Here is a 13827-nt window from a genome sequence, read left to right as displayed (position 1 = left end):
GCCCTCCCCATGATGGCCGTCATGCGGCCCTCCCGGTGGCGGCGTTCATCACGCTCTCCTCGGTCGCGTCGGCGCGCGAGAGTTCGGCGGTCAGCCGCCCCTCGTGCATGACCAGCACACGGTCGGCCATGCCCAGCACCTCCGGAAGGTCGGAGGAGATCATGAGCACCGCGATGCCCTGACCGGCCAGCTCCGACAGCAGCCGGTGCACCTCCGCCTTGGTGCCGACGTCGATGCCGCGGGTCGGCTCGTCCACGATCAGTACGGACGGCTTGGTGGCCAGCCACTTGGCCAGCACGACCTTCTGCTGGTTGCCCCCGGACAGCACGCCCACCCCGTCGCTCAGCCGGGCGAACTTCAGCTGCAGCCGCACCGCCCAGTCCTTGGCCCGGTCGCGCTCGGCCGTACGGGAGATCGTCACTCCCCTGCGCAGCGAGCCCAGCCCGGTCAGGCCGATGTTGCGCTCGATCGACAGCTCCATGACCAGCCCCTGCTGGCGGCGGTCCTCCGGCACCAGGGCCAGGCCGGCGCCCATCGCCGCCGTGGGACTCCCGGCGGGCAGCGGCCGGCCGTCCACCGAGACGGAGCCCGCGTCCCAGCGGTCCACCCCGAACACCGCCCTGGCCACCTCGCTGCGCCCGGCGCCCACCAGTCCGGCCAGCGCGACGATCTCGCCCCGCCGTACCTGGAAGGAGACGTCGGTGAAGACGCCTTCGCGGGTCAGCCGGTCCACCTGGAGGGCGACCTCGCCGAGCGCGGCCTCCTCCTTGGGGTAGAGGGTGCCGAGGTCGCGGCCCACCATGCGCCGTACCAGGTCGTCGTGGGTGAGCCCGGCGACCGGCTCGCTGGCGATCCACGCGCCGTCGCGCAGCGTCGTGACCCGCTGGCAGAGCGAGAAGATCTCGTCCAGCCGGTGCGAGATGAACAGGATCGCGCAGTCGTGCTCGCGCAGCGCCTCGACCACCGAGAACAGCCGCGCCACCTCGTTGCCGGACAGCGCGGCGGTCGGCTCGTCCATCACCAGGACGCGGGCCTCGCGGGAGAGGGCCTTGGCGATCTCGACGAGCTGCTGGTCGGCGATGGACAGGCCGCGCGAGGGCTGCTCGGGGTCGAGGGCGACGCCGAGCCGCTCGAACAGCCGCCGCGCCTGGGCGTGCATCGCCTTGCGGTCGATGCGGCCCAGGGTGCGGCGGGGCTGGCGGCCCATGAAGATGTTCTCGGCCACGGACAGGTCGGGGAAGAGCGTGGGCTCCTGGTAGATGACCGCCACACCGGCCTGCTGGGCGTCGGCCGGTCCGGCGAAGACGACCGGCTCACCGTTCAGCAGGACCTGGCCGGTGTCGGGCCGGTGGACGCCGGCGAGCGTCTTGACCAAGGTGGACTTGCCCGCGCCGTTCTCGCCCGCGAGCGCGTGCGCTTCGCCGGCGAACAGTTCGAGTGAGACGTCGCGCAGCGCTCTGACGGCTCCGAACGACTTGCTGACGTTCGCGAGCGCGAGGGTGGGGGCACCACTCATGCATCCTCCGGACAACAAACGTTTTAATCGCGACGAACCCGGAATCTAGGCGCTGGACCAGCAGTCGTCAATGCCTTCACGCGTCTTCTGGCGTCTTTGTGATTGTTACGTTTTAATCGGGGGGTGCGATTCACTGCAGTGGACCTTGGCGCCTCCAGCGGGCGGGTCATGAGTGCCGACGTGTCGGCTGACAGCGTGCGGCTCGTAGAGGAACACCGGTTCGTCAACCGGCCCGTACGCGTGGCCGGGACGCTGCACTGGGACATCCTCTCCCTCTACCAGGGGGTGCTCGACGGGCTGCGCAGGGCCGGGCCCGCCGAGTCGGTCGGCATCGACGCGTGGGCCATCGACTACGGCCTGCTCGACCGTGACGGAGCGCTGATCGGCAACCCGGTGCACTACCGCGACGGGCGCACCGAGAAGGTGACCGAGCGGGCCGACCCGTACGAGGTGACCGGGCTGCAGTTCCTCCGGTTCAACACGATCAACCAGCTGGCCTGCGACCGGCTGGACCGGGCCGAGACGATGCTGCTGATCCCCGACCTCCTGGGCTACTGGCTGACCGGCGAGCGCGGCGCCGAGCGCACCAACGCCTCGACGACCGGCCTGTACGACGTCACCAAGCGGGACTGGGCCTGGGACCTGATCGACCGCCTCGGCCTCCCAAGCCGGATATTTCCCGAAATTTCGGATGGCGGCCTCGCGGAGCTGCGGCCCGACGTGGCCGCCGAGATCGGCTACACCACCTCCCTGGCCCGGGTGGGCTCGCACGACACCGCCTCGGCCGTGGTCGGCGTGCCCGCCACCGGCGACCGCTTCGCCTACATCTCCTGCGGCACCTGGTCCCTGGTCGGCGTCGAGCTGCCCGCCCCGGTGCTGACGGAGGAGAGCCGCCTGGCCAACTTCACCAACGAGGCCGGCATCGACGGCACCACCCGCTACCTGCGCAACGTCATGGGCCTGTGGATCCTCCAGGAGTGCCTGCGCGTGTGGGGCGACCCCGCGCTGGAGCCGTTGCTCGCCGCCGCCGCCGAGGCCAGGACCGAGGCGGTCATCGATCCGGACGATCCGTCGTTCCTGCCGCCGGGCGACATGCCCGCGCGGATCGCGGACTACTGCGCGCGTACCGGGCAGGCGGCTCCGGAGGATCGGGCGCAGGCCGTACGATGCATCCTGCAGAGCCTCGCCCTCGCCTACCAGCGGGCCGTCGCCGACGCCGTCCGGCTGAGCGGGCGGCCGGTCGAGGTCGTCCACCTGGTGGGCGGCGGATCGCGCAACGCGTTGCTGTGCCAGCTCACCGCCGACGCCACCGGCCTGCCGGTCGTCGCGGGGCCCGTCGAGGCGGCCGCCCTGGGGAACGCGCTGGTCCAGGCGCGGGCGCGCGGCCTGGTCGGCGACCTGGCCGACATGCGGGCTCTGGTACGACGAAGCGAGAGCCTGCGCACCTACGAGCCACGGGGGCACCCATGACCGAGCCTGCTCTCAGGAGACGGATGGAGGAGGGGTCGTGACCACGGTGAGCATCAAGGACGTCGCGGCCCGGGCGGGCGTGTCGCCCGGCACGGTGTCCAACGTGCTCAACCGTCCGGAGAAGGTGGCCGACTCCACCCGGATCCGGGTCGAGTCGACCATCAGGGAGCTCGGCTTCGTCAGGCACGGCTCCGCCTCGACGCTGCGGGCCGGCCACAGCCGCACGGTCGGCCTGTCCGTGATCGACATCGGCAACCCGTTCTTCACCGACGTGGCCGCCGGGGTGGAGGACGTGGCGAGCGAGCGCGGCTACGCCGTCATCCTCGGCAACTCCTCGGGCAGCCGGATGAAGGAGGAGCGCAACCTGCTGGTGTTCGCCGAGCAGCGGGTGCGCGGGGTCCTCATCACGCCGTCGGACGAGGACCCGGGCCGGCTCGACCAGCTGCGGGGACGCGGCATCTGCGTGGTGCTCGTCGACCATCCGGCCGAGCGCTCCGACCAGTGCGCCGTCGCCGTGAACGACGTGACCGGCGGCTCGATGGCCGTCGCCCACCTGCTGGACGGCGGCGCCGGCAGCCTCGGCTACGTCACCGGGCCCCCCGTGATCCGGCAGTGCCAGGACCGCAAGCGCGGCGCCGAGCAGGCGATGGCCGCGGCCGGGCGCGACCCGCGCGAGCTGCTCGAGGTCTCGATGCCCGCGATGACGGCGAAGGCGGGCCAGCAGGCGGCCGAGAACCTGCTCGCCGAGGGGACGCTTCCGGACGCGCTGTTCTGCGCCAACGACCTGCTCGCGCTCGGCATGCTGCGCGGCCTGCTCCAGGCGGGCGTACGGGTGCCTCAGGACGTGTCGCTGATCGGCTATGACGACATCGACTTCGCCTCGGCCTCCACGGTGTCGCTGACCTCGGTCCGGCAGCCCACGTACCAGCTCGGCCGGGTGGCCACCGAACTGCTGCTCGACGAGTGCGACAACCCGGGGACGCACGCGCACCAGCAGATCATGTTCCAGCCGGATCTCGTCGTCAGGGAGTCCACGCGGTAGGTTGTCCCGCAAAACCGACAAACGGGGTTGATCATGCCAAATGGTGCCCGTCATGCGCTCGGGCTGGTCGCGGGGCTGCTCCTCCCTCCGCTGATCGCCGTCGGACTGTTCTACGGCGTCGGTGAGTTCAGCCTCAACTACCAGCAGTTCGTCATCTCCTGGGCCGGGATCGGCGCGATCGTCGTCTCGGGGATCCTGCTCGCGCCGCTGCTCGCCTCGCGGCTGTCGCCCGTCGCCTCGCTGGTGGGCGGGCTGGAGTTCACCGCGTTCGGACTCCTGCCGGTCCTGGACATCGTCGGCCTCCACCTGATGCCTGAGCGGATTTTCTCCGCGGTCCTCTGGAACGGGTTCCTGACCCTGACCTACTCCGGGGTGCTGCTGATGATCGGCGTGCTGCTGCTGGTGGGTTCGGCCTTCCCTTCGCGCTGGCGCTCGACGCCGCGCCCCCTTCCGGCCGAGCCCACGTACGGCGTGATCCCGCCGTACCGGGGACCGGAGGACGCGACGCGGCCGATCCACCGCGAGTGAGCGGTACGGAGTCGTAGCCTGGCAGAATGCCGCCATGCGCGACTCCAGGATCACCGACTTCCTCGCCCAGCTCGCCGCACACGTGCCCGCGCCGGGAGGGGGCGCCACGGCGGCCCTGCACGCGGCGCAGGCCGCCGCGCTGCTCGGCATGGTCGCCCGCTACACCACCGGGGAGAAGTACACCGGCCACGCCGAGACCATCGTCGCGCTGATCGCCGAGACCGACACGATGCGCGCGCGGGCGCTGCGCCTGCTGGAGGAGGACGCGGCGGCCTTCACCGCCGTGACGGACGCCTACCGGCTGCCGAAGGGCCCGGAGCGCAGCGCGGCCATCGCCGCCGCCCTCGTCGGCGCGGCCGAGCCGCCCGCCAGGGTCGTCGAGACGGCCACGCGACTGGTCGAGCTCTGCGAGCAGCTGCTGCCGATCGGCAACCCCAACGTGGTCACGGACGTGGCGGCGGCGGCCGAGGCGGCGCGCGCCGCGCTCACGACCGCGCGGGTGAACGTCGAGGTCAACTTGGGCGGCATCAAGGACGAGAAGGCCCTGCATGGGCTCCGGGCCCGGCTGGCCGACGTGGACGCGACGGTCGCCAGAGCGGAGTGGGTGACGGCCAGGGTCCGCGAGGGCCTCACCGCCACGTGACCGGGTCGGCGAGCCCCGCTGTGCCGGGGGATGGTCACGGGGTTGGCGAGCCGCGCTGTGCTGGGGGGACGGTCACGTGGCCGGCGAGCCGTGCGAGAGGATCTACGTGTGAAGACGCTCACGGGTAAGGAACTGGCCGCCGCCATCAGGGCGGAGACGGCGGCGCGGGTGGCGGCCGGGCCGCAGCCGAAGCTGGCCGTCGTCGTCGCGACCGCCGACGAGGCGAGCCTCTGGTACGTACGCTCGATCGCCAAGGCCGCCGCAGGTGTGGGCATCGCCTTCGAGCTCACCGACCTCGGCCCCGAAGCCACGGCCACCGGCATCCGCGAGACTCTCGAACGGCTCAGCGCCGACCCGGACGTGCACGGCGTCATACTGCAGACCCCGCTCCCCCCGGGCGCGTCGGCGCAGGAGCTGGCCGCCGCCATCGACCCGGCCAAAGACGTGGACGGCGCGAACCCGCTGTCCCTGGGCCGGCTGGCCGCCGGGCTGCCCGCGTTCGCCCCGGCCACCGCGGCCGCCGTGCTGGCCCTCCTCGACCACTACGGGGTCGAGCTGGCGGGCCGCCGGGCCGTGGTCGTCGGCCGTTCGACCGTGGTCGGCAAACCCCTGGCGCACCTGCTGCTCGACCGGAACGCGACGGTGACCGTCTGCCACTCGCGCACCCGCGACCTGCCGGCCGTCACGTCCACGGCCGAGGTGCTGGTCGCGGCCGTGGGCCGGGCCGGGCTGATCGGGGCGGAGCACGTGGCGCCCGGCGCGGTCGTCATCGACGTCGGCACCAACCCGACCGAGGACGGCGGGCTGGCCGGCGACGTGGACTCCGCCGCGGTCGTAAACCGGGCCGGGGCGCTGACACCGGTGCCGGGCGGTGTCGGCCCGGTGACGACAGCGCTCCTGCTGCGGCACACCGCGCAGTCGGCGGGCCTGATGTGACCGGAATTCCCGCATGACGTACCGGACGACCGAGATGGCGACGCTGGAGGGTGTCGATGCGTGACGTGCTGATCGTGCAGAACAGCAGGAGCGGCGGCCCCGGCCGCCTCGGCGGCTGGCTGGAGGAGGCCGGGCTGCGGCTGGACGTCGTACCCGCCTATGACGGCGCCCCCCTTCCTGTCAGGCTGTCGCACGACGCCATGATCATGCTGGGCGGCGGCTTCCTGCCGAGCGACGACGACCGTGCGCCGTGGCTGGCCACGGCCAGGAGCCTGTTCGCGCAGGCGCTGGAGGAGGGCGTGCCGCTGTTCGGCATCTGCCTGGGCGGTCAGATGCTGGCCGAGGTCGCGGGCGGCGAGGTGACCCCCGACGCGGGCGCGCCGGAGAACGGCAGCCTCCCTGTGACGCTGCGGCCCGAAGCCGCCGACGACGCGCTCTTCCACAGCTTGCCCGAGGTGGTGCCCGCCATCGAGCACCACGTCGACGCGGTCACCGCCCTGCCGCCGGGGGCGGTCTGGCTGGCGCAGACCACGGCCTGCCCGTACCAGGCGTTCCGGGTCGGGGAGCAGGCGTGGGGGGTGCAGTTCCATCCCGAGGTGCTGCCGGCGCGCATCCGCGAGTGGCGGGTCGACGGCTTCGACCCGGACGAGGTCCATGCGCGGGCGGTGGCCGACGAGCCGGTGTCGACGCCGATCTGGCGCGAGGTGGCCACCCGCTTCGCCAAGCTCGTCTGACCTCCTCTCCTCGCGAACCTCCCCTCACGAACCTCCCCTCACGAACCGAAGGCGCGGGATTCCATGCTCAAGGAGTCTTGATGACGAGTCGCTACGCCGCCGGGCTCACGGCGCTCGTGGTGCCCATCCTGGAGGCCGAGCCGGTCGTAGGCCGGTGGCGGACCACGCTCGACCCGTCCGCGGCGTACGGGGTGCCGGCGCACGTGACGGTGATGTATCCGTTCCTGCCGCTCGACACCGTCGACCGGGCGGCGCTGGCTGAGCTCTTCGCCGGGTACGCGGCCTTCGACGTGGTATTCGCCAGGTGCGCGCGGCTACCCGGATTGCTGTATCTGGAGCCGGTGCCTGGTGAGCCGTTCGTCCAGCTCACGCACGCGGTGACCGGGCGCTGGCCCGAGGCCCGGCCGTACGGGGGGAAGTACGGCACGGTGCTGCCGCACCTCTCGGTCGGGTACGAGAGCGACGGCGCCGCCCTCGACGAGGCGGGGACGGCGATCGAGCTGGGATTGCCGGTCAGGGCCCGGGTGGCGGCGGTCCAGCTGGTGGCATATGACGGGACAGCCTGGCGGAAGGTCGAGGACTTCCCTTTAACAGCGGCGGACTCACCTCCGTAGGCACGCATCAGGCCACCAACACCGCACAGGCGCGTCAGCCGCCGTACAGATCCCCGATGGTTGCCAGACCTCGGTGGAACCGAGCGACGTGCGGGCATGGACATGGCCGAGGTGGAATGGCTCGCCATTGATGTGCCAGTGGTGCAACCCGGTTGACGTCCTTGGCCTGGAAGACCATGCGCCGTGTCACCGACCGATTCGCGTAGCCGGCTACTTACGGCAGAGGGAGCCGATGGCGTCGGCGAGCAGGTCGATGCCCTCGACGACGGCCGGTTCGGTCAGCCTTCCGTATCCGAAGACCGCCGATACCCGGCAGCCGCCAGCACCTGCAGGAGCAGCCGCGAACCTTGCGAGTCGCACCGGAGCTCGACGAGCAGCTCGCCGGTTGCGACAGGAGTACGACGATGACCACCACCACTCCCACCCTCGAACTGCTGCACCCGGGAGAGGCCGGGTACGACGAGGCGCGAACGGTCTGGAACGCGATGATCGACCGGCACCCGGCCGTGATCGCCCGCTGTCACGGCACCGCGGACGTCGCGGCGGCGGTCCGCTTCGCCCAGGCCAGGGACCTGGAGATCGCGGTCCGCTGCGGCGGCCACAACATCGCCGGACTCGCCGTACCCGAGGGCGGGCTGATGATCGACCTGACGCCGATGAACGAGGTCCGTGTCGACCCCGAGCGGCAGCTCGCCTGGATCCAGGGCGGCGCCCTGCTCGGCGAACTGGATCGCGCCGCGCAGGAGTACGGCCTGGCCACCACGGCCGGCAATGTGTCGCACACCGGCGTCGGCGGCCTCACCCTCGGCGGCGGGATGGGCTGGCTCGCCCGGCGGTTCGGGCTCGCCTGCGACAACGTGGTCTCGTACGAACTCGTGACCGCCGCCGGCGACATCGTGACAGCCAGTGCGACCGAGAACCCCGAGCTGTTCTGGGGACTGCGCGGTGGCGGCGGCAACTTCGGCATCGTGACCTCGTTCGAGTTCCGCCTGCACCAGGTCGGCACCCGTACCCTCGTCGCCGAGTTCACCTACGCCTGGGAAGAGGCCTTCGCCGTACTGCGAGGTTGGCGCGACCTGAACGCCACCGCACCCCGCCAGGCCACCTTCACCGCGAGCATCGGCGGCCAGGAACTGACCATCGGCTTCGTCTGGGTCGGCGACCCAGGCGAGGGCGCCGAGCTGATCGCGGCCTTCCGCGGGCTCGGCACGATAGTCGCCGAGAGCGTCGAGGAGCTGTCCTACCTGACCCTGCAAAGCCGCGAGGACAGCGTGCAAGGACATCGGTTCCGCCGCTACTGGAAAGGCCACTACTTCACGTCTCTGCCCGACGAGGCGATCCTCGCCCTGCTCCGCAACCCCGGCATCGGCGCCAGCCTGACAACCCGGCCCGGATTCGACAGCTCCGGCAGATTCTGCCGGGCAGCGTCGCGGTTGTTGAAGACTTGACGCGGCGGCTGCGTTCCGTGGTGGCGCCGTTCGCGACACGCGATCACCTGCACTCCGGTGTCAATACCTTTGTCGAATCCACGCCTAACAGGATGCATACGTCAGCGACCGTTGCGCAGCGGCTCAGTGGCCGTTCAGTAGTGCCTCGGTGTTCAGCACGGATGTCCCGACGCCTGCCGCCCGCCAGACTGCTGTACACCCTCGAACAAGGAGGTCACGATGCACAACCGGTACCACCGAACGCGCCGCAGAGGCCCGATGACCGTTGTCCACCGGGTCCAGCGGGAGCCGACGTCATGACCGGCGTCGATCTGGACGCCCACGCCCGTGGTCTGATGGACGCCAACCTGTACGTGATCCTCGGCACCGCCGACGCCGACGGCACCCCGTGGACATCGCCCGTCTACTTCGCGTCCGCCGACTACGCCGAGATCTTCTGGGTGTCCAGCCCCGACACGCAGCACTCCCGTAATCTCGCCGCGCGTCCTCGGCTGAGCATGGTGATCTTCGACTCGACGGTGCCGACCTACCACGGCCGGGCGGTGTACCTGTCCGGCACCGCCGCCGAGCTGACCGGCCGCGACCTGGACCGCGGTATCGAGGTCTACCCCGGAGACCCCAGCCGGGGCGGGTCCACCCTGTCGCTCGAGGACGTCACCGCACCGGCGGCGTGGCGCCTGTATCGCGCGACGATCAGCCAGGCGTCCGTGCTGTGCCCCCGCGAGCCGCGCCAGCCGTGCCCCCTGCACGGCCTCACCTCCGACCACCGCGCGCCGGTGATGCCCTGGCGCCATCCGGCCTAGTGCCCGACGGCGACAGCCGTCCCGGTGCGCGCCTCGATCGCGCGGACGAAGCGGCCATGTCCCGCTCACCGCGCCCCAGATCCAACTGCCGCGGGACCGACCCCAGGCAGGCCTCGAACAAGAACAACTCCAGACGCGAGAGGCCGGCTGTTTCCGCACATCTCGGTGACGCTGCGGGCAGGCCACATGGTGAGGCCAGGTGCGCCTGCCCTGCGCCGGCAAGGAAGGAAATCGTATGGCGAAGTCCGTGCTGTACATGTCGATGTCGCTCGACGGGTTCATCACCGGCCCGGGTGACGGGCCGGGCAACGGGCTCGGGATCGGCGGCCTGCGGCTGCACGAGTGGCTGGGCGAGCCCGTCTCCGACCCGCCCTACTTCGACCCGCCGGGGCTGAGCGGGCAGGTGTTCGGCGAGGGGATGTCGACGGGTGCGGTCGTGGTGGGCCGCAAGACGTTCGACTACGCCGGCCATTGGCACGGTGATCACCATGGTGTGCCGATCTTCGTCCCCACGCGTGGCGTTCCGCCGGCGCCGCAGAGCGGCTGGGTGCACTACGTGCCCGACGTCGCGACGGCGATGGGTGAGGCCAAGGCGGCCGCCGGCGACAAGGACGTGATGGTGCACGGTGCCGGACTCGCCCAGTCGCTGCTGCGTGAGGGCCTGCTCGACGAGCTGGAGATCCACCTGATCCCGGTCGTGCTCGGTGAGGGGCGGCGGCTGTTCGGCGCCGACCGCGTCGAGTTGGAGTTGACCCGGGTGCTCGACGCGCCCGGTGTCACGCACCTGCGCTACCGGGTGAACTCCGTATGCCGTTGATGAGGCGCCGGGTGCCTACCGATCCGCATCATCCCCCTCCACCCCGCTGCCCGCCCTTGGCCCGCGAACACGATCAAGAGCACCACCGGCATCAATGTCGAGCACCTGTACGGGCATGTCCACCGGAGCACCGAGCTCGTCATGTGACTCGATCAATGGCTAGATCAATGGCTAGGAGTGTCCATGTCCAAGGTGTGGTTCGTGACAGGAAGTTCACGCGGCCTGGGTCGCGCGTTCGTCGAGGTCGCGCTCGAAGCGGGTGATCGCGTGGCGGCGACGGCGCGTAACCCCGAGCGGCTGCAGGACCTCCTCGACACCTACGGCGATGAGGTGCTTGCGCTGCGGCTGGACGTGACCGACTATGACGCGGCTGTACGGGCGGTTGCTCAGACCGTGGAGACGTTCGGTCGCCTCGATGTCGCCGTCAACAGTGCCGGCTACAGCGACCTGAGCTCGTTCGAGGACACGACGATCGACTCGTTCCGTACGCAGGTCGATACCACCTTCTTCGGCGTGGTCAATGTGTCGAAGGCGGTCGTGCCGGTCCTGCGCGGGCAGGGCCATGGTCATCTCATCCAGGTCTCTTCACTCAGTGCTCGCTTCTCCGCCCCTGGTCTGACCGCCTACCAGGCGGCCAAATGGGCCGTAACCGGATTCTCCAGCGGCCTTGCCCACGAGCTCGCTCCGTTCGGGGTGAAGATCACTGTTCTCGAGCCGGGCGGCATGCGCACCGACTGGGCGGGCTCGTCCATGACCATCCCGCAGCCCAGCGCGCCGTACCAGCCGACGATCGGAGCGTTCGCCGAGCTGGTACGCGCCGCCTCCGGTCATGAGGCGACCAGCGCGCGCCGGGTCGCCCAAGTCGTCCGAGACCTCGCCGGCCGAGACGATGCCCCTCTGCGCCTGCTGCTCGGCACCGATGCCGTGCCGCTGGCGCAGCAGGCGGCACAGGAACTCGCCACCAGCGACGAGGCCTGGCGAAAGGTCAGTCTCAGCGTCTCCGACGAGACGCCCCCTACCGCCGATACGCCCGAAGAACCTCGGTTCTAAAAGCAAGGACCCCGCGCGCCTAGGACCTCCCCAGGGTCGGGGTGAGGACGTCTTCTGATTCTTTCTGACGATGTCGAACGGCGTCGAGCCCGTTCGTGGCCAAGGCGAGAGACCGGCGACACGCCAGTCGCCTTACCGAAGGGATGAGGTTGTGACCGCTGCGAACACGAGGCTGGGAGCCGGGAGGCGGGAATGGGCGGGGCTGGCTGTACTCGGCCTGCCCACGTTTCTCGTCTCGATGGATTTCTCCGTGCTGTACCTGGCCGTTCCGCATCTGAGTGCCGCCCTCGCGCCGAGCGGCGTCCAGCAGTTGTGGATCGTCGACATCTACGGCTTGCTGATCGCGGGCTTCCTGGTCACCATGGGCACCATCGGTGACCGGATCGGCCGCAAGAAACTTCTGCTCATCGGCGGCGCCGTGTTCGGCATCGCCTCGACAGCGGCGGCGTTTTCGACCAGCCCGGAGATGCTCATCGCCAGCCGCGCGCTGCTCGGCTTGGCCGGTGCCGCGGTGATGCCGTCGGTGCTGGCGCTGGTCACCGGCATGTTCACCGACCAGCGGCAACGCGGCCGTGCCCTGGCCGTCTATCTGACCTGCTTCATGGGCGGGTTGACGCTCGGCCCGCTGGTCGGTGGCGTACTGCTGGAGCATTTCTGGTGGGGTTCGGTGTTCCTGGTGTCCGTGCCGGGGATCGTGCTGCTGCTGGTGTTCGGTCCCTTCCTGCTGCCCGGCCAGCGTGCGGCGCGGACCGGCAGGCTCGACCCGGTCAGTGTCGTGCTGTCCCTCGCGGCGATCCTGCCGTTCGTCTACGGGCTCAAGGAACTGGCTCGCCACGGCTGGCAGGGGTGGCCCGCCGTAGCGCTGGTGTCCGGCATCGCGGCTGGGGCGGTGTTCGTGCACCGGCAGCGGCACCTGGAGCAGCCGCTGCTCGACCTGCGCATGTTCGGCAACCGCACGTTCAGCTCCGCGCTGACCCTGATGTTCGTGACCAGCGTGGTGGGCACCGGCACCCTCCTGCTCGTGACGCTGTACCTGCAGAACGTCACGGGCCTGACCCCGCTGGCAGCCGGCCTGCTCCTGGTGGCGCCCAACGTACTGATGATCATCGGCAACCTGAGCACCCCGCCGCTGGCCGGCCACATCCGCCCGGCGTACCTGATCGGAGGCGGACTGCTCGTCGCGGGCGTCGGCTACCTGATGTTCACGCTGGCCGACTCGACGTCCGGCCCCGTGGTGATCGTCATCGCGATGTGTGTCGCCATGCTCGGCACCGGGCCGCTGGCCGCGCTGTGCAACCACCTCGCCATGGGCGCCGTGCCGACGGACAAGGCCGGCTCCGGGGCGTCGATCGTCCAGACGACCAACGAATTCGGGCTCGGGCTCGGCATCGCCACGCTCGCCACCCTCGGCACCGCGGTGTACCGGAACAACGTGGAGGACGCGCTCGGCGCGCTACCACCCGACGTGGCGGGCGCCGCCCGGGAAAGCATCGACCGCGCGGTCGCCGCGGCCGCTCACCTGCCCGCAGCGCAAAGCGGCGACCTGCTGGCCGCGGCCCGCGACGCGTTCACCTCCGGCGTGCACGTGGTGGGCATCGTCAGCGCCGTCTTCTACGCCGGGCTGGCCGTACTCGCCCTGCGGGCGTTCAGACTGGTGCACAACTCACACGGCGGCGACGACACTACGAACAAGGACCAACAGACCGCCCCGGTACTCGACGCCGCGTCGGCTGCCTAGGCAGAAACCAGCACACGGCAAAACTCCGCGACAGCGCTGCGGGACAAGCACGCCTGTGGCGCCGGATGGATGCCGGCCTTCTTCAAGATCAGCCACACCGTGGAGGCCCCGACCCGGTAGCCCAGAGCGGCGTGTCCCCGGCGATCCGCCGGTAGCCCCAGCGTGCCCGGCGTCACGAACAACCGCCGACGACCGACTGGAGACAGCCGCCGTGCCAACGCGCTGATCACCGCCCGATTCGCCCACGACGGCCGGGGCCTTGCCACCTGCCGACGCAACACCGCGAGCTGATGGCGCAGGACCAGCAGTTCCGCCTCCTTGGAAACACTCCTGCGGAGCAGCGGCGCGGGCAAAGACAGCAGACGACGGGTGACGGCGTACACCGTAGACAAGATCACGCGACATGATCCCAAGCAATCCGGACCAGCCACTCGGCACCCCTGCCTCTGCCCTGGAAGCGATTCGAGTTCTTGAGCCCCACAGGACCC

The 13827-nt window shown here is 70.7% G+C and carries 14 protein-coding genes; 12 read left to right on the top strand and 2 right to left on the bottom strand.

The annotated features are described in order from the left end of the window. Positions 1 to 19: 19 nt before the first annotated feature. Entirely contained in the window at positions 20 to 1516 is a 1497-nt protein-coding gene (locus AB0B61_RS23275; protein ID WP_358435251.1) for a sugar ABC transporter ATP-binding protein, read from the bottom strand. 123 nt (positions 1517 to 1639) lie between these two features. On the opposite strand from AB0B61_RS23275, the gene AB0B61_RS23270 reads away from it, so the two are divergent. From AB0B61_RS23270 to AB0B61_RS23215, 12 genes are all read left to right on the top strand, one after another. Next, entirely contained in the window at positions 1640 to 2986 is a 1347-nt protein-coding gene (locus AB0B61_RS23270) for a rhamnulokinase family protein (RefSeq protein ID WP_358435248.1), read from the top strand. A gap of 37 nt (positions 2987 to 3023) precedes the next feature. Beyond that, the gene (locus AB0B61_RS23265) at positions 3024 to 4028 is read left to right on the top strand and encodes a LacI family DNA-binding transcriptional regulator (RefSeq protein ID WP_358435245.1); all 1005 of its coding nucleotides are present in this window, start codon (positions 3024 to 3026) and stop codon (positions 4026 to 4028) included. Between the two features lie 33 nt (positions 4029 to 4061). Further along, positions 4062 to 4556, top strand: coding sequence for a hypothetical protein (locus AB0B61_RS23260; RefSeq protein WP_358435242.1), 495 nt, complete (start codon positions 4062 to 4064; stop codon positions 4554 to 4556). Between the two features lie 34 nt (positions 4557 to 4590). Beyond that, the gene (locus AB0B61_RS23255) at positions 4591 to 5199 is read left to right on the top strand and encodes a cyclodeaminase/cyclohydrolase family protein (protein ID WP_358435239.1); all 609 of its coding nucleotides are present in this window, start codon (positions 4591 to 4593) and stop codon (positions 5197 to 5199) included. 108 nt (positions 5200 to 5307) lie between these two features. Continuing rightward, on the top strand, positions 5308 to 6135 hold the full coding sequence (locus tag AB0B61_RS23250; RefSeq protein WP_358435236.1) for a bifunctional 5,10-methylenetetrahydrofolate dehydrogenase/5,10-methenyltetrahydrofolate cyclohydrolase: 828 nt from the start codon (positions 5308 to 5310) through the stop codon (positions 6133 to 6135). A 56-nt stretch (positions 6136 to 6191) separates the two neighbouring features. Continuing rightward, positions 6192 to 6869: a type 1 glutamine amidotransferase gene (locus AB0B61_RS23245; protein WP_358435233.1), complete on the top strand. Its 678-nt coding sequence runs from the start codon at positions 6192 to 6194 to the stop codon at positions 6867 to 6869. An 80-nt stretch (positions 6870 to 6949) separates the two neighbouring features. Next, entirely contained in the window at positions 6950 to 7483 is a 534-nt protein-coding gene (locus AB0B61_RS23240; RefSeq protein ID WP_358435230.1) for a 2'-5' RNA ligase family protein, read from the top strand. A gap of 347 nt (positions 7484 to 7830) precedes the next feature. Beyond that, a complete protein-coding gene (locus AB0B61_RS23235) occupies positions 7831 to 8931 on the top strand; it encodes an FAD-binding oxidoreductase (RefSeq protein WP_358435227.1) in 1101 nt (366 codons plus the stop codon). Positions 8932 to 9227: 296 nt separating this feature from the next. After that, complete coding sequence (locus tag AB0B61_RS23230; RefSeq protein ID WP_358435224.1) at positions 9228 to 9734, top strand: pyridoxamine 5'-phosphate oxidase family protein; 507 nt, start codon at positions 9228 to 9230, stop codon at positions 9732 to 9734. Positions 9735 to 9969: 235 nt separating this feature from the next. Beyond that, positions 9970 to 10551: a dihydrofolate reductase family protein gene (locus AB0B61_RS23225; protein WP_358435221.1), complete on the top strand. Its 582-nt coding sequence runs from the start codon at positions 9970 to 9972 to the stop codon at positions 10549 to 10551. A gap of 183 nt (positions 10552 to 10734) precedes the next feature. Then, positions 10735 to 11601, top strand: coding sequence for an SDR family NAD(P)-dependent oxidoreductase (locus tag AB0B61_RS23220; RefSeq protein WP_358435218.1), 867 nt, complete (start codon positions 10735 to 10737; stop codon positions 11599 to 11601). Between the two features lie 151 nt (positions 11602 to 11752). After that, positions 11753 to 13339, top strand: a complete 1587-nt coding sequence (locus AB0B61_RS23215) for an MFS transporter (RefSeq protein WP_358435215.1) — start codon at positions 11753 to 11755, stop codon at positions 13337 to 13339. Here the strand turns inward: AB0B61_RS23215 and AB0B61_RS23210 are convergent. Next, complete coding sequence (locus AB0B61_RS23210) at positions 13336 to 13722, bottom strand: hypothetical protein (RefSeq protein WP_358435212.1); 387 nt, start codon at positions 13720 to 13722, stop codon at positions 13336 to 13338. The genes AB0B61_RS23215 and AB0B61_RS23210 overlap by 4 nt on opposite strands. Positions 13723 to 13827 lie beyond the last annotated feature (105 nt).

The sequence above is a fragment of the Nonomuraea sp. NPDC049158 genome, from assembly GCF_040648335.1.
Taxonomy (GTDB): domain Bacteria; phylum Actinomycetota; class Actinomycetes; order Streptosporangiales; family Streptosporangiaceae; genus Nonomuraea.
Note: the sequence above shows the minus strand (reverse complement) of the source record. Positions and strands in the feature narration are given on the sequence as shown.

Bases quoted from the DNA above. Each gene is read 5' to 3' on its own strand.
- AB0B61_RS23225 (WP_358435221.1), top strand. From the start codon at position 9,970: ATGGCGAAGTCCGTGCTGTACATGTCGATGTCGCTCGACGGGTTCATC.
- AB0B61_RS23275 (WP_358435251.1), bottom strand. From the start codon at position 1,516: ATGAGTGGTGCCCCCACCCTCGCGCTCGCGAACGTCAGCAAGTCGTTC.
- AB0B61_RS23260 (WP_358435242.1), top strand. From the start codon at position 4,062: ATGCCAAATGGTGCCCGTCATGCGCTCGGGCTGGTCGCGGGGCTGCTC.
- AB0B61_RS23240 (WP_358435230.1), top strand. From the start codon at position 6,950: ATGACGAGTCGCTACGCCGCCGGGCTCACGGCGCTCGTGGTGCCCATC.
- AB0B61_RS23245 (WP_358435233.1), top strand. From the start codon at position 6,192: ATGCGTGACGTGCTGATCGTGCAGAACAGCAGGAGCGGCGGCCCCGGC.
- AB0B61_RS23220 (WP_358435218.1), top strand. From the start codon at position 10,735: ATGTCCAAGGTGTGGTTCGTGACAGGAAGTTCACGCGGCCTGGGTCGC.
- AB0B61_RS23255 (WP_358435239.1), top strand. From the start codon at position 4,591: ATGCGCGACTCCAGGATCACCGACTTCCTCGCCCAGCTCGCCGCACAC.
- AB0B61_RS23230 (WP_358435224.1), top strand. From the start codon at position 9,228: ATGACCGGCGTCGATCTGGACGCCCACGCCCGTGGTCTGATGGACGCC.